23 protein-coding genes and 1 tRNA gene are annotated in these 22,118 nt (G+C 60.6%); 14 read left to right on the top strand and 10 right to left on the bottom strand.

The features are described from left to right. The first annotated feature begins 44 nt into the window (after positions 1–44). From ruvC to LQ215_RS21625, 13 genes are all read left to right on the top strand, one after another. Positions 45–569 carry a crossover junction endodeoxyribonuclease RuvC gene (ruvC, locus tag LQ215_RS21565; protein WP_003178595.1) on the top strand — a complete coding sequence of 175 codons (525 nt, stop codon included), beginning with the start codon at positions 45–47 and terminating at the stop codon, positions 567–569. A gap of 114 nt (positions 570–683) precedes the next feature. Beyond that, entirely contained in the window at positions 684–1,301 is a 618-nt protein-coding gene (gene ruvA, locus LQ215_RS21570; RefSeq protein WP_230152505.1) for a Holliday junction branch migration protein RuvA, read from the top strand. Then, the gene (gene ruvB / locus LQ215_RS21575) at positions 1,302–2,363 is read left to right on the top strand and encodes a Holliday junction branch migration DNA helicase RuvB (protein WP_003178599.1); all 1,062 of its coding nucleotides are present in this window, start codon (positions 1,302–1,304) and stop codon (positions 2,361–2,363) included. A 127-nt stretch (positions 2,364–2,490) separates the two neighbouring features. Next, positions 2,491–2,958 carry a tol-pal system-associated acyl-CoA thioesterase gene (gene ybgC, locus LQ215_RS21580; protein WP_025215227.1) on the top strand — a complete coding sequence of 156 codons (468 nt, stop codon included), beginning with the start codon at positions 2,491–2,493 and terminating at the stop codon, positions 2,956–2,958. Beyond that, on the top strand, positions 2,948–3,643 hold the full coding sequence (tolQ, locus tag LQ215_RS21585; RefSeq protein ID WP_003205035.1) for a protein TolQ: 696 nt from the start codon (positions 2,948–2,950) through the stop codon (positions 3,641–3,643). The genes ybgC and tolQ overlap by 11 nt, the downstream gene beginning before the upstream one ends. A gap of 23 nt (positions 3,644–3,666) precedes the next feature. Further along, positions 3,667–4,119, top strand: coding sequence for a protein TolR (gene tolR / locus LQ215_RS21590; protein WP_162254906.1), 453 nt, complete (start codon positions 3,667–3,669; stop codon positions 4,117–4,119). After that, a complete protein-coding gene (gene tolA / locus LQ215_RS21595; RefSeq protein ID WP_003205033.1) occupies positions 4,119–5,198 on the top strand; it encodes a cell envelope integrity protein TolA in 1,080 nt (359 codons plus the stop codon). The genes tolR and tolA overlap by 1 nt, the downstream gene beginning before the upstream one ends. Beyond that, positions 5,195–6,496: a Tol-Pal system beta propeller repeat protein TolB gene (gene tolB, locus LQ215_RS21600; protein ID WP_003205031.1), complete on the top strand. Its 1,302-nt coding sequence runs from the start codon at positions 5,195–5,197 to the stop codon at positions 6,494–6,496. The genes tolA and tolB overlap by 4 nt, the downstream gene beginning before the upstream one ends. A gap of 52 nt (positions 6,497–6,548) precedes the next feature. Then, positions 6,549–7,046, top strand: coding sequence for a peptidoglycan-associated lipoprotein Pal (gene pal, locus LQ215_RS21605; RefSeq protein WP_003205029.1), 498 nt, complete (start codon positions 6,549–6,551; stop codon positions 7,044–7,046). A 6-nt stretch (positions 7,047–7,052) separates the two neighbouring features. After that, positions 7,053–7,892, top strand: coding sequence for a tol-pal system protein YbgF (gene ybgF, locus LQ215_RS21610; RefSeq protein ID WP_038856000.1), 840 nt, complete (start codon positions 7,053–7,055; stop codon positions 7,890–7,892). A 166-nt stretch (positions 7,893–8,058) separates the two neighbouring features. Next, positions 8,059–8,706, top strand: a complete 648-nt coding sequence (gene queE, locus LQ215_RS21615) for a 7-carboxy-7-deazaguanine synthase QueE (protein ID WP_003205025.1) — start codon at positions 8,059–8,061, stop codon at positions 8,704–8,706. Positions 8,707–8,725: 19 nt separating this feature from the next. Further along, complete coding sequence (gene queC / locus LQ215_RS21620) at positions 8,726–9,400, top strand: 7-cyano-7-deazaguanine synthase QueC (protein ID WP_230152515.1); 675 nt, start codon at positions 8,726–8,728, stop codon at positions 9,398–9,400. A 63-nt stretch (positions 9,401–9,463) separates the two neighbouring features. Beyond that, positions 9,464–9,539, top strand: a tRNA-Lys gene (locus tag LQ215_RS21625). Between the two features lie 149 nt (positions 9,540–9,688). On the opposite strand, the gene LQ215_RS21630 is transcribed toward LQ215_RS21625, so the two are convergent. From LQ215_RS21630 to LQ215_RS21655, 6 genes are all read right to left on the bottom strand, one after another. Then, entirely contained in the window at positions 9,689–11,122 is a 1,434-nt protein-coding gene (locus LQ215_RS21630) for a hypothetical protein (RefSeq protein ID WP_230152506.1), read from the bottom strand. Positions 11,123–11,219: 97 nt separating this feature from the next. Then, positions 11,220–12,407: a cyanate transporter gene (locus tag LQ215_RS21635; RefSeq protein ID WP_230152507.1), complete on the bottom strand. Its 1,188-nt coding sequence runs from the start codon at positions 12,405–12,407 to the stop codon at positions 11,220–11,222. Positions 12,408–12,711: 304 nt separating this feature from the next. Next, positions 12,712–13,623, bottom strand: a complete 912-nt coding sequence (gene copD / locus LQ215_RS21640; RefSeq protein ID WP_230152508.1) for a copper homeostasis membrane protein CopD — start codon at positions 13,621–13,623, stop codon at positions 12,712–12,714. A 4-nt stretch (positions 13,624–13,627) separates the two neighbouring features. Beyond that, positions 13,628–14,014: a copper homeostasis periplasmic binding protein CopC gene (copC, locus tag LQ215_RS21645; protein ID WP_230152509.1), complete on the bottom strand. Its 387-nt coding sequence runs from the start codon at positions 14,012–14,014 to the stop codon at positions 13,628–13,630. 54 nt (positions 14,015–14,068) lie between these two features. Further along, positions 14,069–14,971, bottom strand: a complete 903-nt coding sequence (locus tag LQ215_RS21650; protein ID WP_230152510.1) for a copper resistance protein B — start codon at positions 14,969–14,971, stop codon at positions 14,069–14,071. Positions 14,972–14,981: 10 nt separating this feature from the next. Next, positions 14,982–16,799 (bottom strand): copper resistance system multicopper oxidase, encoded by a 1,818-nt coding sequence (locus LQ215_RS21655; RefSeq protein ID WP_230152511.1) that lies wholly within the window; start codon positions 16,797–16,799, stop codon positions 14,982–14,984. A gap of 315 nt (positions 16,800–17,114) precedes the next feature. Between LQ215_RS21655 and nadA the strand changes: the two genes are divergently transcribed. Then, positions 17,115–18,173 (top strand): quinolinate synthase NadA, encoded by a 1,059-nt coding sequence (gene nadA / locus LQ215_RS21660; protein WP_058542602.1) that lies wholly within the window; start codon positions 17,115–17,117, stop codon positions 18,171–18,173. A 94-nt stretch (positions 18,174–18,267) separates the two neighbouring features. On the opposite strand, the gene LQ215_RS21665 is transcribed toward nadA, so the two are convergent. From LQ215_RS21665 to LQ215_RS21680, 4 genes are all read right to left on the bottom strand, one after another. Then, on the bottom strand, positions 18,268–18,756 hold the full coding sequence (locus tag LQ215_RS21665) for an RDD family protein (RefSeq protein WP_230152512.1): 489 nt from the start codon (positions 18,754–18,756) through the stop codon (positions 18,268–18,270). A 94-nt stretch (positions 18,757–18,850) separates the two neighbouring features. Next, a complete protein-coding gene (locus LQ215_RS21670; RefSeq protein ID WP_003175786.1) occupies positions 18,851–19,063 on the bottom strand; it encodes a cold-shock protein in 213 nt (70 codons plus the stop codon). Positions 19,064–19,456: 393 nt separating this feature from the next. After that, complete coding sequence (gene gcvT, locus LQ215_RS21675; RefSeq protein WP_230152513.1) at positions 19,457–20,581, bottom strand: glycine cleavage system aminomethyltransferase GcvT; 1,125 nt, start codon at positions 20,579–20,581, stop codon at positions 19,457–19,459. Positions 20,582–20,620: 39 nt separating this feature from the next. Beyond that, positions 20,621–21,997 carry an L-serine ammonia-lyase gene (locus LQ215_RS21680; RefSeq protein ID WP_230152514.1) on the bottom strand — a complete coding sequence of 459 codons (1,377 nt, stop codon included), beginning with the start codon at positions 21,995–21,997 and terminating at the stop codon, positions 20,621–20,623. Positions 21,998–22,118 lie beyond the last annotated feature (121 nt).

The following is a 22,118-nucleotide window of genomic DNA, read 5'->3' on the forward strand; positions in this document are numbered from 1 at the left end:
CGCTCCCACAGGTCTGGATAACCCCCCTTCAAACCGCAGGCGCTATGACTTTAATCCTTGGTATCGACCCCGGTTCGCGCATCACCGGCTACGGTGTGGTTCGCGATACCGGGCGTGGCTGCGTGTACGTCGCGTCTGGTTGCATCCGCACCGGGGCGGGTGAACTGCATGAGCGCTTGCAGATCGTTTATCGCGGCGTGCGCGAGGTCATCCAGACATACGGCCCGGTCACCATGGGCATCGAAAAGGTTTTCATGGCGCGCAACGCCGACTCGGCCTTGAAGCTGGGGCAGGCCCGGGGCGCAGCCATCGTGGCGGGCGCCGAGGAAAACCTGGAGATCGCCGAGTACAGCGCGACCCAGGTCAAGCAGGCGGTCGTCGGAACCGGGGCGGCGAACAAGGAGCAGGTGCAAATGATGGTGATGCACTTGTTGAAACTGGTCAGCAAGCCGCAGATCGATGCCTCCGACGCCCTGGCCATTGCCATTTGCCATGCCCATACCCGTTCCAGCCTGCTGCCTCACGGCCTGGGAACCGCACGCAGTCGTGGCGGGCGCCTGCGTCTCTGATAGCATCAGCGCAATCTTTCGTGAGCCCGAGCATCTTGCGCCTGTGTCGTCGGCCTTTATGCTCGTGTTGATATCGCCAGCCAGCAGGCTGGCCAGCACCCAAGGATCTGAAACGTGATTGGACGCTTGCGCGGCACCCTGGCTGAAAAACAGCCGCCGCACCTGATTCTGGATGTAAACGGCCTGGGCTATGAGCTGGAAGTGCCCATGACCACGCTGTATCGCTTGCCGTCGGTCGGCGAGCCGCTGACCCTGCACACCCATTTGGTCGTGCGCGAGGATGCGCAGTTACTCTATGGCTTCGTCGGCAAGCGCGAGCGGGATTTCTTTCGCGAGCTGATCCGCCTCAATGGCGTCGGCCCGAAACTGGCCCTGGCCTTGATGTCGAGCCTGGAAGTCGATGAGCTGGTGCGTTGTGTGCAATCCCAGGACACCTCGGCCCTGACCAAGGTGCCGGGTGTGGGCAAGAAAACCGCCGAGCGCCTACTGGTCGAACTCAAGGACCGCTTCAAGGCCTGGGAGGCGGTGCCGGCGATGTTCGCCTTAGTGCCGAATCAACCGAACCAGCCGGACGCGCCGACGCCAGCGGTCAGCGCCGAAAACGATGCGGTCACCGCGCTGATCTCCCTGGGCTACAAGCCGCAGGAAGCCAGCAAGGCGATTTCTGCGATCAAGGAAAAAGGCCTGAGTACCGAAGACATGATTCGCCGTGCCCTGAAGGGAATGATTTAAGTGATTGAAGCTGACCGCCTGATCGCCGCCACGGGCGCGCCCCGTGACCGCGAGGAAATCCAGGACCGCGCGATTCGTCCAGTCAGCCTGGCCGACTACATCGGCCAACCGACCGTGCGCGAGCAGATGGAGTTGTTCATCCAGGCCGCCCGTGGGCGCAGCGAGTCGCTGGACCACACCTTGATCTTCGGCCCGCCAGGCCTGGGCAAGACCACCCTGGCCAACATCATTGCCCAGGAAATGGGCGTCTCGATCAAGAGCACATCGGGGCCGGTCCTCGAGCGGCCGGGTGACCTGGCGGCGCTGCTGACCAACCTTGAGCCCCATGATGTGCTGTTCATCGACGAAATCCATCGGCTGTCGCCGATCGTCGAGGAAGTGCTGTACCCGGCCATGGAAGATTTCCAGCTCGACATCATGATCGGCGAAGGGCCGGCGGCACGCTCCATCAAGCTCGACCTGCCGCCCTTTACCCTGGTGGGCGCCACCACCCGCGCCGGCATGCTGACCAACCCCTTGCGGGACCGTTTCGGTATCGTCCAGCGCCTGGAGTTCTACAACAACGCCGACCTGGCGACGATTGTCAGCCGCTCGGCGGGCATCCTCGGGTTGCCGCTGGACCCGGACGGTGCGTATGAGATCGCCCGGCGTGCCCGGGGTACGCCGCGGATCGCCAACCGCCTGCTGCGCCGGGTCCGGGATTTTGCCGAAGTCCGGGCCAAGGGCCACATCACCAAACCGATTGCCGACCTGGCGTTGAACCTGCTGGACATCGACGAGCGTGGCTTCGACCACCAGGACCGGCGCCTGCTGCTGACCATGATCGAGAAGTTCGACGGTGGCCCGGTGGGCGTGGACAGCCTGGCCGCGGCCATCAGCGAAGAGCGCCACACCATTGAAGATGTGCTGGAACCGTACCTGATCCAGCAGGGCTATATCATGCGTACCCCTCGGGGGCGCGTGGTGACCCGTCATGCTTATCTGCATTTTGGCTTAAACATCCCGACACGAATGGGTGAGATGCCGGTGGTAGACGAATTCCTCGATGCCGTGGACGATTGAACGAGCTCTGTACGCCGACTTTTTTCCAGTTCGTGCTGTCCCAGACGACGCCTGGAGCGTCAATGCGTTCGAGAATGAAAAAACAGTTGCCTGGCCGATTGGCAACCTGAGGAGTAAGCACTAGAGTATGCGCGCGCAAAACGGGCTGGAGTCGTTCGCACATCGCTGTCGCGTTTATTACGAGGACACCGATGCTGGGGGCATCGTCTACTACGTCAATTACCTCAAGTTTATGGAACGGGCTCGAACCGAACGGCTGCGGGAACTGGGTTTCGCCCAATCCGCGCTGGCAGGGGAGGACCTGTTATTCGTCGTGCATTCCAGCGAAGCGCGCTACCACGCGCCGGCGCGACTGGACGACGAGTTGCTGGTAAGTGCCGATGTCATCGAATTGAACCGTGTCAGCCTGCGTTTCAAGCAGCAGGTCAGGCGGGCTACGGATAACGTGCTGCTCTGTGAAGGGCAGTTTTTGGTGGCCTGTGTGCGCACCCATAGTTTGAAACCCCGGGCCATTCCCGAAGCTCTACGTGCGGCCTTTGCCGGCGTGAGCGGCGCGGGTACACACTCAGAGCAGGAGATAAAGCGTGGAAGCTAACGTCGTCGACCATACCTCCATGTGGAGCTTGGTCAGCAATGCCAGCGTCGTGGTGCAGTTGGTAATGCTGATCCTGGTAGCCGCATCGGTGACCTCATGGATCATGATCTTTCAGCGCAGCAACATGCTGCGCGCCGGTCGCCGTGCCCTGGAGAGCTTCGAAGAGCGCTTCTGGTCCGGCATCGACCTGTCCAAGCTCTACCGTCAGGCCGGGAGCAACCCGGACCCGGATTCGGGCGTGGAGCAGATCTTTCGTGCCGGCTTCAAGGAATTCTCCCGTCTGCGCCAGCAGCCAGGCGTTGACCCGGAAGCGGTGATGGAAGGCGTGGCCCGTGCCATGCGCGTGGCCATCTCCCGCGAGGAAGAAAAACTCGAACAGGGCCTGTCGTTCCTCGCCACCGTCGGTTCGGTCAGCCCGTACATCGGTCTGTTCGGCACCGTGTGGGGGATCATGAACTCCTTCCGTGGCCTGGCCTCTGCCCAACAAGCGACCCTGGCCACCGTGGCCCCGGGTATTGCCGAGGCACTGGTCGCCACCGCCATCGGCCTGTTCGCGGCCATTCCGGCGGTGATCGCCTACAACCGCTTCGCTGCCCGCAGCGAAGCGCTGACCAGCCGTTACTACACCTTCGCCGATGAATTCCAGGCGATCCTGCACCGCAAAGTGCACACCAGCGAAGAATAAGCAGGTATTTCCCCATGGCTTTAATCGCTCGAGCCCGAAACAAGCGCAAGCCGGTTGCCGAGATGAACGTGGTGCCTTACATCGACGTGATGTTGGTGCTGCTGGTCATCTTCATGGTGACCGCGCCGATGCTCAATCAGGGCGTGAAGGTCGATCTGCCCAAGGTTTCCAGCGAAGCCTTGCCGCAGGACAACAACACCCAGGTACTGACCATTTCGATCAAGGCTGACAAGACCTACTACTGGAACCTTGGCAGCGAAGTCGACACCGAGAAGCAGCAGGACCGGGCCATGACCTTGCCGCAGATGACCGATGCGGTCACGAAGATCATCAATGCCGGCAACAGTAACGGCAAGCGCACCCAGGTCTTCATTCGCGGTGACAAGACCGTCGACTACGGTGCCGTGATGGGCGCCATGGGCGGCCTGCAGAAAGCCGGGGTCGGTAATGTTGGCTTGATCACTGAGGCGCCCTGATGCAGCAACAGCGAGAGCCGTCCGCCTCGGAAAGCTACTTCTGGCCTAGTGTCCTGGCAATCGGCCTGCACGTGCTGGTATTCGGCATGCTGTTCGTCAGTTTTGCCATGACCCCTGAGCTGCCGCCGGCCAAGCCGATCGTGCAGGCGACGTTGTACCAGCTCAAGTCGAAAAGCCAGGCCACCACCCAGACCAACCAGAAGCTTGCCGGTGAGGCGAAGAAATCCGCCGCGCGCCAGACTGAAGTCGAGCAGATGGAGCAGAAGAAGGTCGAGCAGGAAGCGATAAAGGCCGCGGAACAAAAGAAAGAGGAAGCGGCTCAAAAGGCCGAGGAAGCCAAGAAGGCCGATGAGGCGAAGAAAGCCGACGAGGCGAAAAAGGCTGACGAAGCCAAGAAAGCCGACGAAGCGAAGAAAACCGCCGAGGCCAAAAAGGCAGAAGAGAAACAATTGGCTGATATAGCCAAGAAGAAGGCCGAAGAAGAAGCCAAGAAAGCCGCTGAAGAAGAGGCCAAGAAAGCGGCCGCTGAAGAAGCGAAGAAAAAGATCGTCGAGGACGCGAAGAAAAAAGCGGCCGAAGACGCCAAGAAGAAAGCTGAAGCTGAAGAGGCGAAAAAGAAAGTCGCCGAAGACGCGAAGAAGAAAGCCGCCGCCGACGCCGCCAAGAAAAAGGCCCAGGACGCAGCGCGTAAATCCGCCGAAGACAAAAAGGCCCAGGCCTTGGCAGATCTGCTTTCCGACACGCCGGAGCGCCAGCAGGCCTTGGCTGATGAGCAGGGCGATGAAGTCGCCGGCAGCTACGATGATCTGATTCGCGCACGAGCGGCGGAAGGCTGGGCTCGTCCACCTTCGGCGCGCAAAGGCATGACGGTAGTATTGCAAATCGGCATGTTGCCCGACGGTACGGTTACCTCGGTCAGCGTCGCCAAGTCCAGTGGTGACGGTCCGTTCGACGCTTCGGCGGTCGCAGCGGTCAAGAACATTGGGCGATTGACGGAAATGCAAGGAATGAAACCGAGCGACTTTGCTCCCTATCGTTCATTCAAGATGACATTCACACCTGAGGATCTAGCCTTGTGAGAAACCTTCTTCGATCAATGCTGGTCGTTATCTGCTGCCTGGCAGGGATAGCGGTAGCAGAGGAAAAGAACATCCTGGTCACCAGCGGCAGCGACCGGGCGACCCCGATCGCCGTCGTACCGTTCGGCTGGCAGGGCGGTAGCGTCCTGCCGGACGACATGGCGGAAATCATCGGCAACGACCTGCGCAACTCGGGTTACTACGCGCCGATTCCGAAGCAGAACATGATCAGCCTGCCGACCCAGGCCAGCGAAGTCATCTACCGTGACTGGAAGGCCCTGGGCGCCCAGTACATCATGGTCGGCAGCATCGTTCCGGCCGGCGGTCGCCTGCAGGTGCAGTACGCCCTGTTCAACGTCGCCACCGAGCAGCAAGTGCTGACCGGCAGCGTGTCGGGCAGCGTCGATCAGTTGCGCGACATGTCGCACTACATCGCCGACCAGTCGTTCGAGAAGCTCACCGGCATCAAGGGCGCGTTCTCTACCCGCATGCTCTACGTGACGGCCGAGCGCTTCTCCGAAAACAACACCCGCTACACCCTGCAGCGCTCCGACTATGACGGTGCCCGCGCAGTAACCTTGCTGCAATCGCGCGAGCCAATCCTGTCGCCGCGCTTCGCCCCCGATGGCAAGCGCATCGCCTATGTCTCGTTCGAGCAGAAGCGTCCGCGTATTTTCGTGCAGCACATCGACACCGGTCGTCGTGAGCAGATCACCAACTTCGAAGGCCTGAACGGCGCGCCAGCCTGGTCGCCGGACGGTTCGCGCCTGGCGTTCGTGCTGTCCAAGGACGGTAACCCGGACATCTATGTGATGAACCTGGCTTCGCGTTCGATCTCCCGCGTCACCAATGGCCCGGGCATCAACACCGAACCGTTCTGGGGCAAGGATGGCTCGACCATTTACTTCACCTCCGACCGGGGCGGCAAGCCACAGATCTACAAGACCAGTGCTGGTGGTGGCGGTGCCGAACGCGTGACGTTCGTCGGTAACTACAACGCCAACCCTAAACTGTCGGCGGACGAAAAGACCCTGGTAATGATCCATCGCCAGGATGGTTTCACTAATTTCAAGGTGGCGGCCCAGGATTTGCAGCGCGGTAGCGTAAAAATCCTCACTGATAGCACTCTGGACGAGTCACCCACTGTTGCGCCCAACGGCACCATGGTAATCTACGCCACCCGCCAGCAGGGCCGGGGAGTCTTGATGCTCGTGTCCATTAATGGACGCGTGAGGCTCCCGCTTCCTACCGCTCAAGGCGAAGTCAGAGAACCGTCCTGGTCCCCTTACCTGAACTGACGCGGCGCTATACGTTTTACTTAACACACTGGGGTTCATTAGGAGTTTCACGATGGAAATGCTGAAGTTTGGTAAATTTGCTGCGCTGGCTCTGGCCATGGCTGTAGCTGTAGGTTGCTCGTCCAAAGGCGGCGACAATGCCGGTGAAGGCGCTGTTGATCCAAACGCTGGTTACGGCGCTAACACCGGTGCAGTTGACGGCTCCCTGAGCGAAGAAGCTGCTCTGCGCGCAATCACCACCTTCTACTTCGAATACGACAGCTCGGACCTGAAGCCAGAAGCCATGCGCGCTCTGGACGTTCACGCCAAGGACCTGAAGTCGAACGGCGCTCGCGTTGTTCTGGAAGGCAACACCGACGAACGTGGTACTCGTGAGTACAACATGGCACTGGGCGAGCGTCGTGCGAAAGCCGTTCAACGCTACCTGGTACTGCAAGGTGTTTCCCCAGCTCAGCTGGAACTGGTTTCCTACGGCGAAGAGCGTCCAGTTGCTACCGGCAACGACGAGCAGTCCTGGGCTCAAAACCGTCGCGTCGAACTGCGTAAGTAATTCGTCATGCGAACGTGCCGTCGTGCTGTAACTGTTCTGGCTCTCAGCCTCGCGCCGCTTGCGGCGTGGGCTGCGGTTCCTGTGGTCGATAACGATGCCGGCTATAACAATAGCGGGAGCAGCTATCCGCCTGCAGGTTACGGTACGAACGGCGCCTATGCCGGGGGAGGGGTTTCGGCCCCTGTCTCGGCACAGGGCGAGCTGTTCAACCAGCTCCAGCAAATGCAGGATCAGCTTTCGCGCCAGCAAGGCGTGATCGAAGTTCTGCAGAATGATATTTCGCGCATGAAGCAGGAAAACCTGGAGCGATACCAGGATCTTGATCGGCGCATAGGAACCGGCGTTGCACCTGCACCTGCCGCGACTCCTGAGAATTCTCCTGCCGGTGGCGACTTGAACGCCCCCGGTGCAGCCGCAGGCGCGGGGGCTGCCGCTCCCGCAGCACCTGCCGCCGGTGGCGAGCCGGCTGATCCGGCGAAGGAAAAGCTCTATTACGATGCTGCCTTCGACCTGATCAAGGCCAAGGATTTCGACAAGGCCAGCCAGGCCTTTGCCGCTTTCCTGCGCAAATACCCAAACAGCCAGTACGCGGGCAATGCCCAATACTGGCTGGGCGAAGTGAACCTGGCCAAGGGCGACCTGCAAGGTGCCGGCCAGGCGTTCGCCAAGGTTTCGCAGCTGTATCCCAAGCACGCCAAGGTGCCGGATTCGCTGTACAAGCTGGCTGATGTAGAGCGCCGCCTCGGTCACACTGACAAGGTAAAAGGCATTCTGCAGCAGGTGGTGGCCCAATATCCGGGTACATCCGCCGCCCAGTTGGCCCAGCGTGATCTGCAACGCATGTAAGCTGGCTTGACCCGTTTTGAAGAAACCCGCGCCTGTCGCGGGTTTTTTCGTTAGAATTCACGCCCTTTTTATGAAACACGCTTTTTGGGATCTGCGCGTTGGCGGGGTTCCTTGAAGTGCCTGACGGAGGCGGACAGCCTGTTTAGCTGTTACGCCCGTGGCGACTATGCAAGACACATTGAGAATCACCGAAGTTTTTTACTCGTTGCAGGGTGAAACGCGGACGGCTGGGCTGCCCACAGTATTTGTGCGCCTCACCGGTTGCCCGTTGCGTTGCCAATACTGCGACAGTGCCTACGCGTTCAGCGGCGGCACCTTGCGAACCCTCGACGATATCCTGGAGCAAGTGGCCAGTTATCGTCCGCGTTATGTCTGCGTCACGGGCGGCGAGCCACTGGCGCAACCCAACGCCATCCCTTTGCTCAAGCAGTTGTGCGATGCCGGTTACGAGGTCTCTCTGGAAACCAGCGGCGCCCTGGATATCTCGGCCGTCGACCCGCGTGTCAGTCGCGTCGTGGACCTGAAGACTCCAGGCTCCAAGGAAGCGCACCGCAACCGTTACGAGAATATCGAGCTGCTGACACCCAACGATCAGGTCAAGTTCGTGATCTGTTCGCGGGAAGATTACGACTGGGCCGTGTCCAAGCTGATCCAGTACGGGCTCGACCAGCGGGCCGGCGAAGTGTTGTTGTCGCCGAGCCACCACGATTTGAGCGCCCGGGACCTGGCGGACTGGGTGGTGGCGGATAACCTGCCGGTGCGCCTGCAATTGCAGCTGCATAAATATCTTTGGAACGACGAGCCGGGGCGCTGATATGACTGAACATTCGAACATTGCCGAAAAACGTGCGGTCATCCTGTTGTCCGGCGGCCTGGATTCGGCCACCGTCGTGGCCATGGCCCGTGCCGAGGGTTACCGCTGCTACACCATGAGTTTCGATTATGGCCAGCGCCACCGCGCCGAACTGCACGCCGCCGAGCGAGTGGCCCGGGACCTGGGTGTGGTGGAGCACAAAGTGATCGGCCTGAACCTCAATGGCATTGGTGGCTCGGCCCTGACCGACAGCTCCATCGACGTGCCGGAGGCGCCTAGCGAAGGCATCCCGGTGACGTATGTGCCGGCGCGTAACACCGTATTCTTGTCCTTGGGATTGGGCTGGGCCGAAGTACTGGGCGCCCGTGACATTTTCATCGGCGTCAATGCCGTGGATTATTCCGGTTACCCGGATTGCCGCCCGGAGTTCGTCGAAGCCTTCGAACGCATGGCCAACCTGGCGACCAAGGCCGGCGTAGAAGGGCAGGGTTTCCGCATCCAGGCGCCGTTGCAGAATCTCAGCAAGGCCGACATCGTCAAGGCCGGTGTGAAGCTTGGCGTGGACTACGGGCTCACTGTTTCCTGCTATCAGGCCGACGATCAGGGCCGTGCTTGCGGCAAGTGCGACAGCTGCCGCCTGCGCGCAGAAGGCTTTGCCGCGGCGGGTGTGAGCGATCCAACCCGTTATTTTTGATTTATTTCAAATTAGGTGTTGAATAGTCCTTAGAAATCAGTATTATACGCGCCACCACACAGCGGGTCGTTAGCTCAGTTGGTAGAGCAGTTGGCTTTTAACCAATTGGTCGTAGGTTCGAATCCCACACGACCCACCATTTTTTGCAGTTTTAAAAGTCTGGAAGGCCCACGAAAGTGAGGATTTCCGGATTTTTTTTTGCCTGAAATTAAGTGTCCCCCCGCCCAAGGGCGGGGAGTCAGCAGTCCTGTCGTGGAGCAGTCGCCATGCTCACGACTGCCAGGGCCATCAGCCCTTCTTCTCGCCCGTCGTGGAGCGATGAACGCCAGGAACCAGCGCTTCCCACGCGAGCCAACGTCCTGCTTGGATCCGCCATGAGGGTACCCGACAAGCCCATTCGTTCTGTGGTTTCCTGGCAAATACCGGTAACCGAGGCTTGCGCACAACCTTGCTATTGAGCGTGCTGACACAGAACTTGGAGTAGTTTTTCAGTTCTTTGAGTTCAAGCGACAGCATGTCTCTTGGGCACAGTAACAGTACGTCCCCAAAGGAATACAACTGGAACGCCTCGACTTCTATTTTTTGCGCAGCAACCTGTCGTGTTTTCCACAAAGTGGCGCTCAGGTCTTGTAGTTTTATCTCTTCTGGCAAAGCGTATCGCTCCGCCGTTTGTTGGCGAACGGATAAGCCTCCCGCTGCGATGTAGGTGATCTGGCTCAAACTGCCCGGCGAGAGCAGTGTGAAGGCGCAGAAGGCCAGGATCATTGCGATCAGGCCATTGAAGGTGCGCCTGTAGATATCCCCTTTGAAACAATAAAATATGATGACCGGTAGCAGGGTGAAGATGAGTGTCAGCCAGGACAGGCCCGCCACGTAGGGGATGGTGTCTGGCGTTTCCCTCTCCATATAGGAACGTATCGTCAACAGGATTGGAAAGGCGGCGAAGATCACGGTGATGAATATGGAGATCGAGAGCAGGGTGACGAGCCAGAACTCTTTGCGCGCCCGTATCCAAGACTGTAGCCGCTGCCAATTTTCTTTTACCCGGAGCCACGCTGCCGTCGTCATGTTTTTGAATGACTGCCAATAGGTGCGCCATTCTTGCGACCAGGTCTTCTGGGCGGGCGCGGCCTTGTGCTGCTGAGGCTTTTTTCGCTTTGCTTGTTGATGGACCGCCAGGCGTTTCAAGCGGGCTCGATCCAGCCTGGCTTGGACAAGTGTGCTTTTCCTGATGATTCTTTTGAACGGCGTGAATGCGTACATGAGGAAGCACGCAACGAAGACGATCAGGAATAACGCCGCCATTGTCGCCCAGTGGTTCAATAAAGTGGGCAAGAAGAAGGTGGACCAGATGAATGCGCTAAATCCGACAACCGTGGGGATCACTAGATAGAAAACAATCTTCGGTTGGTTGTCCTTCATGTTTGAAAAAAGCGAAACCGAGCAGCCGAACATCCACGTTGTTGCCCCCAGGATGAACAAATACGACAGCATCAGCAGCAGGACCAGCACGACCCAGACCAACAGTGTAGACTTCACATCAATGGACGGCATGAACAGATCGATTCGTCCAATCGTGCGCGTATAGAGATACAGCGTGATGAACCCAAGCCCTGTCGCGAGCAGGCCTAGTGTGACGGTGATCTGGGTCCAATAGGAAAGAATGCGCTTGGCGGTGTGCTTGAGCACTTCAGCGAAGGTTCTGTCAGGTATGACGGACAAGGCGTAGCTCCCTTACGAGGTAAAAATCCTGGCAGGTATAGTAACGCCAAGTCGCACCCGCTAAATCTTCAACCTATCAAGTCCTCCTACTGGAAATTCAGCGGATGTGCTGTCCGTAATGTTTCGGGTCCAGGCGCAATACCATCACCATCATCAACACCATGACCGCCGTGAGCGACCACCAGGCCCACTCAAAACTCCCCAATTGGTCGCGGATCATCCCGGCAATCAAGGGCGAGAGGCCGGCGATGAGATAGCCGACACCCTGCACGAACGCAGTAAGGCCACCGGCCCGACGTGGGTTGTCCAGGTGGTCCAGGGAGACGATCAGGCTCATGGGGAACAGGCCGCCGATCCCCAGCCCCAGCAGGCAGGCCCAGAGCAGGCTGAAGCGTTCCGGGCTGAGGATCAGGCCGCAGAAGCCGCCGATGATCAGGGCCAGCAGGACGCTCAGGACCAGGCGTTTATCCCGGCTGCGGTTGGCAATCGTCGGGGTGATCAGGCCGGATAGCACTTCCATTGCCGTGAGGAACCCCAGCAGCAGGCCCGCGTGCTGTTCGCTCCAGCCCTTTTCCACGTAGTACGGCGCCAGCCAGGCCAGCACGCAGGTGTAGGAGGCGGTGCCCAGGCCAAAGAAGATCGCCAGCAGCCAAGCCCGGGCGTTGTTGGAGAACGCTTCGTGATGCCGGGACGCTGCGTCGGGCAAGGGCGTGATGTTCGAGCGCTGGGCGTACCAGCAGCCCAGGGCGACGAGCGCCAACAATGCCCAGATCGCCAGGCCGACGCGCCAACTGCCGGTCTGGGTCAGGACAAAGGGTGAAAACGATGCGGCAATCGCCGCCCCGCCCATGATGGAGGTGACGTACAAACCCATGAACAGCGAGACGTTGTCGGCGAAGCGCGACTTGATCAATGCCGGCATCACAGCCTGGATCAAGGCGATCCCGAGCCCGGCCACGACCGCGCTGGCGATCAACCCGGCGGCGCTGTCCAGGTACAAGCGCGAGGCCGTGGCGATGCCAATGATCAACAGCGACAGCACGACGGTGCGGTGCTCACCGATGCGCAGGGCGATGCGCATGCCCAGGAACATCGCCAGGCCCATCGCCATGACGGGCAACATGGTCAGTAGCGAGGCGGTACTGAAACTCAACGGCACCTCGCCGCGAATAGCCGACAACAACGGCCCGACCGCCGCCATCGATGGCCGCAGGTTCAGCGCGACCAAGACGATGCTGACCATCAGCCAGATGGCGTGGGTGGTTGAGGTTCGAATGTTTTCCATAACGGGGCCTTGGCTAAAACAAAGCACCATTTAGGCTGGGTCAGCCTGCTTTGGGCAAACTGAAAACTGGTGGGGCTTATTTAATAATTAAATGCTGCGCCCGGCTGCCTTTGTGGCGAGGGAGCTTGCTCCCGCTTGACTCTGTAGGAGCTGGCGAAGCCTGCGATCTTTTGATTTTTTGATCGTTCGCTCACGACTCAAGTGTCTGGGACGAGATCGCAGCCTCGTTGCACTCGACAGCTCCTACACGCACCCCAGCGGGAGCAAGCTCACTCGCCACGGATTCAGTGGGGGCGCTAGTCGGTTATTCCATCCCCGGGCTCAGCGTCCCCAGCCACGCCACCAACCCAAGGATGACCACCGCCACAGCGAACTCCAGGACCATGCTGCGCCGCAGGGCATTCACCGCGACCCCGTGCTCGCCGGCCTGTCGAGCCTGTTCCAGCAGTGGGCTCAGGTGAAAGCGGTTCAGCGCGGCGAATACCAGCATGGCGGCGAACAAGATGAGCTTGAGCGCCAGCAACTGGCCGTAAGTGCTGTCCAGCAGCCCTCCGACGCTTGGGCCGACGATGAACAGATAATTGACCACCCCTGTCACGCTGATGAGCACGACGATTAACGCCCCGGCGGTTTCAAACCCGATCAATGTCCGAGCCAGTACCGCCAACTGCGGTTCGGCCTGGCGCAGCAGCAGGGCAAACGCGGCCAAGGCCCCGACCCAGCCCCCCGCCGCCCACAGGTGCAGGAAATCGGTGATGAAGTGCCAGTTGCGGCGTGCGCTTTCGTCCATCGCACCGTGTCCTGCCCAGGCCAGCGTCGCCAAGGCCACGGCCCCGCCCAGCATGACCAGGCCCAGGCTGGCAGTCGGCCAACGTTTATTGAGCGTCACGGCGAAGCCGGCCAGCAGCAGCGCCGCCATGCGCAGTGTCCAACTCGAGCCGACGTCGGTCTCCAACACCATCATTTCAATGTGCGGCCACAGCTCGGCCCAGTCCGCAACGCCGCTCATGGCCCAGGCCATGCACGCCATGGCGGCCAGGGAGAGCAATCCTCCCAGCACCGCCGTGGTCAGCAGCAGCGGTGTGAAAGGCAACTGCGCGCCTGACACCCGCTCCTGGCCTCGCAGGCTATAGAGGCCGAACGCGGCCAGGCCGAACAACAACATCAAATCCAGATACAGGGCAAAGCGCAGCGCAATGTTGATCGAGTCGCTCATCAACTCACTTCACCTTGAACGTGACGTTACCGGTGATCGGGTGAGTGTCGGACGACACCGCGCGCCACTGGACCTGATAGGTGCCGGCGGTGAGGGGACCTTTCGGCGTGATGATCATGGTTTTCGGGTCTTCGCTGCCGGAAACCTTGGCCGGCATGGGCATCGGCGAATGCGCCGCCATGCCGGGCATCGCGGTCATCATCAGCTTGGCGCCGGAAAACTTGGTCATCAGGTTTTCCGAAAAATGCAGCTCGATCTTTGCCGGTGCCGCACCGTCGGCGCCTTCGGCAGGGGTAGAGGACAGCAGTTTCGGGTGGGCCTGGGCCAGGCCACTGAGCAACAGGCCGGTGGACAAGGCGACAGCAACAACAGCGGTTTTGATGAATGACATGCAAGGACTCCTACAGCTTGGTTTTTTAGTTTTGAATGAAGCAGGTCCGTGGGGTCAGAACCACATGCGCACGCCCAGCACGAGGCGCGCTTCGCTGCGGTCTTCGCCTTCTTCCCGGGCGTAGTCGGCGGTGTTGCCGTAGACCCGATTCCAGGTGACGCCAATGTAGGGTGCGAATTCGCGGCGTATTTCATAACGCAGCCGCACGCCGAGTTCGGTGTCCGACAACCCTGAGCCGACGCCACGGGCAGGATCGTTCTTGCCATAGAAGTTGACCTCGGCGGTAGGCTGCAGGATCAACCGATTGGTCAGCAAAATGTCGTAGTCGCCTTCCAGCCGCGCCGCGCTCTGGCCACCTTCGCCGATGAACGCGGTGGCCTCGGCTTCAAAGTTGTACAGCGCCATGCCTTGTACGCCGAAGGCGGCCCAGGTTTGTGGATCGCCCGGCTTGAAGTCCTGGCGCACGCCGGCCACCACGTCCCACCAAGGACTGACAGCGTGGCCCCACAGGGCCTGAAGTTCCGCCTCTTCGGTCTTGCCGTTGAGGCGTTCACCTTCGGAGCGCAGCCACAAACGGTCGATGTCGCCACCGATCCAGCCGGAGGCATCCCAGCTCAGGGCGCTGCCGCCATCGGCGTCCTGCCACTCCAGCTGATCGATGAGAAAAAACGAATGGATGGCGCTGTCATGCATCGCGTGTCCGCCATGATCCTCGTAGACGGCGGCGCGGTCGGCGGCGGTCAGTTCCGGGATCGGCGTGCGGCTGCTGGTCGGCGCTGATTGCATGGGTTCCATGCCCTGCATCGAGTCCATGCCTTGCATCTGGCTATGGTCCATCCCGGGCATCTGGCTGTGATCCATGCCTTGCATGTCGTTGCCCGCCGCCCAGGTCGAGGTGGTGGCGCCGAGGGTCAGGCTGGCAATGAGTGCCATGGGGTAGTGAAAAACGGTGGTCATGGTCGGCTCCTCATTCCTGCACCCGAACTTCACGGAACATCCCCATCTCCATGTGAAACAGCAGATGACAGTGGTACGCCCAGCGCCCGAGGGCATCGGCGGTGACGCGGTAGCTGCGCTTGGCGCCCGGTGGCACGTCGATGGTGTGCTTGCGCACCATGAACTGGCCGTTCTCGTCCTCCAGGTCGCTCCACATGCCGTGCAGGTGGATGGGGTGGGTCATCATGGTGTCGTTGATCAGCACGATGCGCAGTCGTTCGCCGTACTTGAGCAACAGCGGCGCGGCGTCGGAAAATTTCACGCCGTTGAACGACCAGGCGAATTTCTCCATGTGCCCGGTCAGGTGCAGCTCGATCGTACGGCCCGGCTCGCGGCCGTCGGGGTCGGGGAAGGTGCTGCGCAGGTCCGAGTAGGTCAGCACTTTGCGGCCGTTGTCGCGCAGCCCCATGCCCGGGTCGTCGAGCTTGGGCTTGACGCTCATGGCCTGCATGTCCACCAGGGGATTGTCTTTCTCGGTGTCGGGGTGCGACAGCATGCCGTCCATGCCTTGCATGGCACCGTGATCCATCCCGGCCATGTCGCCCATGCCCTGCATCTGGCTATGATCCATACCTTGCATCTGGCTGTCGTCCATCCCGGCCATGCCTTGCATCGAGCTGTGGTCCATGCCGCTCATTTGGCCTATGTCGCCCGTGCTGCCGTGGTCCATGCCACCCATGCCCATGTCGTCCATGGTCACCAATGGCCGCGGGTCCAGGGGCGGCACCGGTGCCGACAACCCGGCCCTGGCCGCCAGGGTGCCGCGGGCATAGCCGGTGCGGTCCATGGACTGGGCAAACAGGGTGTAGACCTCCTGGGTCGGTTCGACGATGACGTCATAGGTTTCGGCCACGGCGATCCGGAACTCGTCGACGCTCACCGGTTTGACGTATTGGCCGTCGGACGCCACCACCGTCATCTTCAAGCCGGGAATGCGCACGTCGAAATAGCTCATGGCCGAGCCGTTGATAAAGCGCAGGCGAAGACGTTCGCCAGGCTTGAACAGGCCGGTCCAGTTCATGTCCGGCGCCTGGCCGTTCATCATGTAGGTGTAGGTGGCGCCACTGACATCGGCCAGGTCCGTGGGATTCATCTTCATCTCGGCCCACATCTTGCGATCGGCCACGGTGCTGGCCCAGCCGTTCTTGCCCACATCGTCAATGAAGTCGCCGACGGTGCGTTTGTTGTAGTTGTAGTAGTCCGACTGTTTCTTGAGCTTGCGAAGGATGTTGTCGGGGTCTTCATCGGTCCAGTCGGTGAGCATCACCACGTAGTCCCGTTCGTACTGGAAGGGCTCCGGCTCCCGGGCGTCGATCACCAGCGGGCCGTAGACCCCGGATTGCTCCTGGAAGCCGGAATGGCTGTGGTACCAGTAGGTGCCGTTTTGCCGGACCTTGAACTGATACACGTACAGGCCGTCGGGTTCGATGCCCTTGAAACTCAACCCCGGAACGCCGTCCATGTTGGCCGGCAGCAGGATGCCGTGCCAGTGGATGGAGGTCGTGTCCTTCAAGCGATTGCGCACCCGCAGGGTCACGGTGTCGCCTTCACGCCAGCGCAGCAGCGGGCCGGGGATGCCGCCGTTGATGGTCTGGGCGGTACGTGGGGTGCCGGTGAAGTTGACCGGGCTTTCGCCGATGAACAGGTCGAACTCGGTGCCGCTCAGGACGTTGGGCTGGCCCGGGCCGGTGACTGCCCAGACAGGCGCACGCCACAAACCCAGGCCGCCGAGGATGCCACCGGCAGTCAGGCCCTTTACGAAGGTTCGCCGGGAAGTTTTTGTTTGCATACGATGGAAGTCCGTCAGTCGATTTGCAGCGAACACGGGCAATCCCCCCCGGTGTCGCTTTGAAAAGAAGATGACATAAGCCGGACGGGCAGGTGATTACATTTCGGTCAGCTTGCTCTTGCTGGGGCGCGCGTCCGGTTCCAGGGGCGGCACAGGTCAGAATGATCTTTTGCATCGACGGGATATTCTGTAGCCTTGCCGGCTTCACGCTGTCCCGTGCCTGATTGATACCCACTTTCCCGGCGGTACCCGAGTGGTCCGGAGCCGGGTGTATACTCGACTTTCGCGCTAAACGCGCTTGCAGGTCTTGCGAACATGACGCAAATTTCCGAACGCCTTCTGGTCCAGGCCCACCTCGACGCCAAGCAGCCCAAGCCGCTGACCGCCGAGCAAGAGGCCTGGTACCGCGCCGCCATCGCCGCCGAGCTCAAGGCTCAGGACGCGGTGCTGGTCGCGCACTTCTACTGCGACCCGATCATCCAGGCCCTGGCCGAAGAGACCGGTGGCTGCGTGTCCGACTCCCTGGAAATGGCCCGCTTCGGCAATGCCCACCCGGCCAAGACCGTGGTGGTAGCAGGGGTCAAGTTCATGGGCGAGACCGCCAAGATCCTCAACCCCGAAAAACGTGTGCTGATGCCGACCCTGGAAGCCACCTGTTCCCTGGACCTGGGCTGCCCGGTAGACGAGTTCTCGGCATTCTGCGACCAGCATCCGGAGCGTACCGTGGTGGTGTATGCCAACACTTCGGCGGCAGTGAAGGCCCGGGCCGACTGGGTGGTGACGTCCAGTTGCGCACTGGAAATCGTCGAGAGCCTGATGGACAACGGCGAGACGATCATCTGGGGCCCGGACAAGCACCTGGGCACTTACATCCAGCGCAAGACCGGCGCCGACATGCTGCTCTGGGACGGTGCCTGTATCGTCCACGAAGAGTTCAAGTCCAAGCAGTTGGAGGACATGAAGGCGCTCTACCCGGACGCCGCGATCCTGGTGCACCCGGAATCGCCGACATCGGTGATCGAACTGGCGGACGCCGTGGGCTCCACCAGCCAATTGATCGCCGCGGCCCAGACCCTGCCGAACAAGACGTTGATCGTCGCCACCGACCGGGGCATTTTCTACAAGATGCAGCAGCTGTGCCCGGACAAGGTCTTCATCGAAGCCCCTACCGCCGGCAACGGCGCGGCGTGCCGCAGTTGCGCGCACTGCCCATGGATGGCGATGAATACCCTGGAGCGCACGCTCAAGAGCTTGCAGGAGGGCACCAACGAGATATTCGTCGACCCGGCGCTGATTCCCCAGGCGATTCGTCCGCTCAAGCGCATGCTGGACTTCACCCAGGCGGCGCGGATGAAGCTGGCGGGCAATGCCTGATTGTTGGGAGGCTTGAGGCTTTTGGATGGTCCTGAGGCATGGAGTTTTTTGTGGCGAGGGAGCTTGCTCCCTCGCCACGGGTTTTGTGGTGTGCTTATTTGGTCTTCTTGGGAATCCGCACCAACTGCGTATCCGAGTAGATGTCATGCCAGCTGCGCTTGCGCTTGTCGAACAGCGCCCAGATGAAGCCCAGCCCCACCAGCAGCAATGACGCAATCGCTACCACGAACCGCAACAGCGCCTGCCACAGGCTGATGGCTGTGCCATCGGCGTTCTGTACACGGATGCACCACACCTGCATGCCGAGGGTCTGGCCGTTGTGGGTCCAGAACTTGGCGAAAAAACCGAACAGTACGAACAGCAGCACGGTGGACAGCAGCGGGTCGCCGTCCAGTGCGCCGGCTTCGGTCAGGCTGCGCATTTTTTCTTCGCCGATGATCGCCATCTGGATCATCTTGTAGGCACCGCTGGTGACGATCAGCAGCGCCGTGCACAGCAAGAAGTCATAAAACATCGCGGCCAGGCGACGGCCCAGGCCGGCGGGAGGAAAGTCGCCCTGGGGAGTGAGCAGGTGTTTCGACATGACGGCCTCAGTTGAAAAAAGAAGCCATTTTACGGATTTACGTCCATAAAAAAGCCCCTGATATCAATCAGGGGCTTTTTAGTTCGCGAAAGCCTTAGGCTTCTGCTTGAACCTCGTCAGCCTGCATGCCTTTCTGGCCTTGCACAGCAACGAAAGTGACTTTCTGGCCTTCTTTCAGGCTCTTGAAGCCGTTGCCCTGAATGGCGCGGAAATGCACGAACAGGTCCGGACCGCTTTCAGGCGTGATAAAACCAAAACCCTTCTCGTCGTTGAACCACTTGACGGTACCGCTCTGACGTTGAGACATTTTCTTATTTCCTTTGACGCTAAAATTGATGACAGCCTCTTTCGCATGAAAGAGTACTGGGGCTGGGTTGCAGGAAAGTAAGATGACGTCGAACGGGATGTAGCTAACTTCGTAGGCTACTGCCCAGGTCACGATCCAAGCGACCCATGCAAACACAGTGACCAAACTCTACGCCAACTCCGAACGAAAAAACAACCCCCGGGGAAGCCCGTATTTGCTCAGCTTGCAGGCATTTACATACATCGCCGGGCGGAGCTTATTCGATAGGCTAGTTCAATTGTTAATGACCGTTATAAGCGCCATTGAATGTCTAGGATATGCACCTTTTTATGGCGGTTGCGTTACACATTAGTGCACGTATAACGCAATCGCGTTACTTATAGAAACAGTCAATCAACCACGGTAGTAGCGCTGTGGAACGAATGGCATTTTGCTTACAAGTAAAGGCACCTTTTTCCCACGCACGATGGCCCAGACTGGCGTATCCAGTGCGACATAGGCGCTGTCCAGGTAACCCATCGCCAACGGACCGCCCAGGGTCGGACCGAAACCGCCGCTGCACACTGCACCAATAATCTCGCCCGCTTCGTTGACGATCTCTGCGCCTTCGCGCACCGGTGTGCGTTCCTGGGGCAGCAGGCCGACACGTTTGCGCTTCACGCCGCCCTGTTGTTGGGCAAACACGGTTTCTGCGCCAGGGAAACCGCCAGCGCGGGCGCCGTCGGCACGACGTACCTTGGAAATCGCCCACAGCAGGCTGGCTTCGACCGGCGTGGTCTCGGTGTTCATGTCGTGGCCGTAGAGGCACAGGCCGGCTTCCAGGCGCAGGGAGTCACGGGCACCGAGGCCGATGGCCGCGACTTCCGGCTCGGCCAGCAGGGCACGGGCGAGTTTTTCCGCATCGACGGCGGGTACCGAGATTTCGAAACCGTCTTCACCGGTGTAGCCCGAACGGCTGACAAAGCAGTCCACGCCCAACAGCGTGACGCGTTGGAACTGCATGAAGGTCATCTTCGCCACGTCCGGCGCCAGGCGGGCGAGCACGGTGACGGCGGCGGGGCCTTGCAGGGCAAGCAGGGCACGGGCTTCGAACAGCGGCTCGATGCTGCACTGCGCGCCAATGTGGGCCCGCAGGTGGGCCAGGTCCTGTTCCTTGCAAGCGGCGTTGACCACCAGGAACAGTTCGTCGTTGCCCAGGTTGGCGACCATCAGGTCGTCGAGGATGCCGCCGTTGTCGTTGGTGAACATGGCGTAGCGCTGCATGCCCACCGGCAGGTCGATGATGTCCACCGGCACCAGGGTTTCCAGGGCCTTGGCGGCGCCTGCGCCGGTCAGGCGGATCTGGCCCATGTGGGACACGTCGAACAGCCCGGCCTGATCACGGGTGTGCTGGTGTTCCTTCATCACCCCCAGTGGGTACTGCACCGGCATGTCGTAGCCGGCGAACGGCACCATGCGGGCGCCGAGTTCGAGGTGCAGGGCGTGCAGCGGGGTCTTCAGCAGTTGTTCGGTGGACATATCAGCTCCTGGAAAAAATGTGGAAGTGAGGCAAGCGCATCAGCATTCGATGATGTTGACCGCCAGACCGCCGCGGGCGGTCTCCTTGTATTTGCTTTTCATGTCGGCGCCGGTCTGGCGCATGGTGCGGATGACTTTGTCGAGGGAGACGAAGTGATGCCCGTCGCCGCGCATGGCCATGCGTACCGCGTTGATGGCCTTCACCGAGCCCATGGCGTTGCGTTCGATGCACGGCACCTGCACCAGGCCGCCGATCGGGTCACAGGTCAGGCCAAGGTTGTGTTCCATGCCGATCTCGGCGGCGTTTTCCACTTGCTGCACGCTGCCACCGAGCACTTCGCACAGGGCGCCGGCGGCCATGGAGCAGGCCACGCCCACTTCACCCTGGCAACCGACTTCGGCGCCGGAGATGGAAGCGTTTTCCTTGTACAGGATGCCGATGGCGGCGGCGGTCAGCAGGAACCGCACCACGCCATCTTCGCTGGCCCCGGGGATAAAGCGCATGTAGTAATGCAGCACGGCTGGGATGATGCCCGCCGCCCCGTTGGTCGGCGCGGTGACGACGCGCCCGCCATAGGCGTTTTCTTCGTTGACCGCCAAGGCATACAGGTTGACCCAGTCCAGCACCGACAGCGGGTCACGCAGTGCGGCTTCGGGGTTCTTGCACAGCTGGCGGTGCAACGCCGCGGCCCGGCGCTTGACCTTCAGCCCGCCCGGCAGAATCCCTTCGTTGCGACAGCCGGCCGCCACGCAATCCTGCATCACCTGCCAGATTTTCAGCAGGCCGGCACGGGTCTCGGCTTCGGGGCGCCAGGCGCTTTCGTTGGTCAGCATCACCTGGCTGATGGACAGCCCATAGGTGCTGCAATGACCCAGCAGGTCCTTGGCACTCTTGAACGGGAAAGTCAGGGGCGTGGCATCTTCGACGATACGGTCGGCACCGGCCGCGCCTTCATCGACGACAAAGCCGCCGCCGACCGAGTAGTACTCGCGGCTGCGCACTTGCAGGCCCGCGGCATCGAAGGCGCGGAAGATCATGCCGTTGGGGTGAAAGGCCAACGGCTTGCGGATCATCGCCAGGTGCAGCTTTTCATTGAATTCGATGGAGTGTTCGCCGAGCAGGTTCAGGCGACCGCTGCTGCGGATCGCTTGCAGGCGGGCGTCGACGGTTTCGGTGTCCACGGTGTCGGGATGCTCGCCTTCCAGGCCCAGCAGCACGGCCTTGTCGCTGCCGTGACCCTTGCCGGTGGCGCCGAGCGAGCCGTAGAGCTCGACCTTGACGCTGGTAGTGACATTGAGCAGGTCATCGCGACGCAGCCCCTCGGCGAAACGGGCAGCGGCACGCATCGGGCCGACGGTATGGGAGCTGGAAGGGCCGATACCGATCTTGAACAGGTCGAACACGCTTAACGACATGGTGTTTCTCCGGTTTCTTTTTATGAGTTCGACGATTATGAAGTCGGGTACAGGTCCCTTGTGGGAGCGAGCTTGCTCGCGATAGCGGAGTGTCAGTCAACATCTCTGTCAGCTGTCACAC

It is taken from the genome of Pseudomonas brassicacearum, from assembly GCF_918698105.1.
Taxonomy (GTDB): domain Bacteria; phylum Pseudomonadota; class Gammaproteobacteria; order Pseudomonadales; family Pseudomonadaceae; genus Aquipseudomonas; species Aquipseudomonas brassicacearum_F.

Coding starts and splice junctions, on each gene's coding strand:
- ruvC (WP_003178595.1), top strand. CDS start 45: ATGACTTTAATCCTTGGTATCGACCCCGGTTCGCGCATCACCGGCTAC.
- ybgC (WP_025215227.1), top strand. CDS start 2,491: ATGCGCGCGCAAAACGGGCTGGAGTCGTTCGCACATCGCTGTCGCGTT.
- tolA (WP_003205033.1), top strand. CDS start 4,119: ATGCAGCAACAGCGAGAGCCGTCCGCCTCGGAAAGCTACTTCTGGCCT.
- pal (WP_003205029.1), top strand. CDS start 6,549: ATGGAAATGCTGAAGTTTGGTAAATTTGCTGCGCTGGCTCTGGCCATG.
- ybgF (WP_038856000.1), top strand. CDS start 7,053: ATGCGAACGTGCCGTCGTGCTGTAACTGTTCTGGCTCTCAGCCTCGCG.
- queE (WP_003205025.1), top strand. CDS start 8,059: ATGCAAGACACATTGAGAATCACCGAAGTTTTTTACTCGTTGCAGGGT.
- LQ215_RS21635 (WP_230152507.1), bottom strand. CDS start 12,407: ATGGAAAACATTCGAACCTCAACCACCCACGCCATCTGGCTGATGGTC.
- copD (WP_230152508.1), bottom strand. CDS start 13,623: ATGAGCGACTCGATCAACATTGCGCTGCGCTTTGCCCTGTATCTGGAT.
- copC (WP_230152509.1), bottom strand. CDS start 14,014: ATGTCATTCATCAAAACCGCTGTTGTTGCTGTCGCCTTGTCCACCGGC.
- LQ215_RS21650 (WP_230152510.1), bottom strand. CDS start 14,971: ATGACCACCGTTTTTCACTACCCCATGGCACTCATTGCCAGCCTGACC.
- LQ215_RS21655 (WP_230152511.1), bottom strand. CDS start 16,799: ATGCAAACAAAAACTTCCCGGCGAACCTTCGTAAAGGGCCTGACTGCC.
- nadA (WP_058542602.1), top strand. CDS start 17,115: ATGACGCAAATTTCCGAACGCCTTCTGGTCCAGGCCCACCTCGACGCC.
- LQ215_RS21665 (WP_230152512.1), bottom strand. CDS start 18,756: ATGTCGAAACACCTGCTCACTCCCCAGGGCGACTTTCCTCCCGCCGGC.
- LQ215_RS21670 (WP_003175786.1), bottom strand. CDS start 19,063: ATGTCTCAACGTCAGAGCGGTACCGTCAAGTGGTTCAACGACGAGAAG.
- gcvT (WP_230152513.1), bottom strand. CDS start 20,581: ATGTCCACCGAACAACTGCTGAAGACCCCGCTGCACGCCCTGCACCTC.
- LQ215_RS21680 (WP_230152514.1), bottom strand. CDS start 21,997: ATGTCGTTAAGCGTGTTCGACCTGTTCAAGATCGGTATCGGCCCTTCC.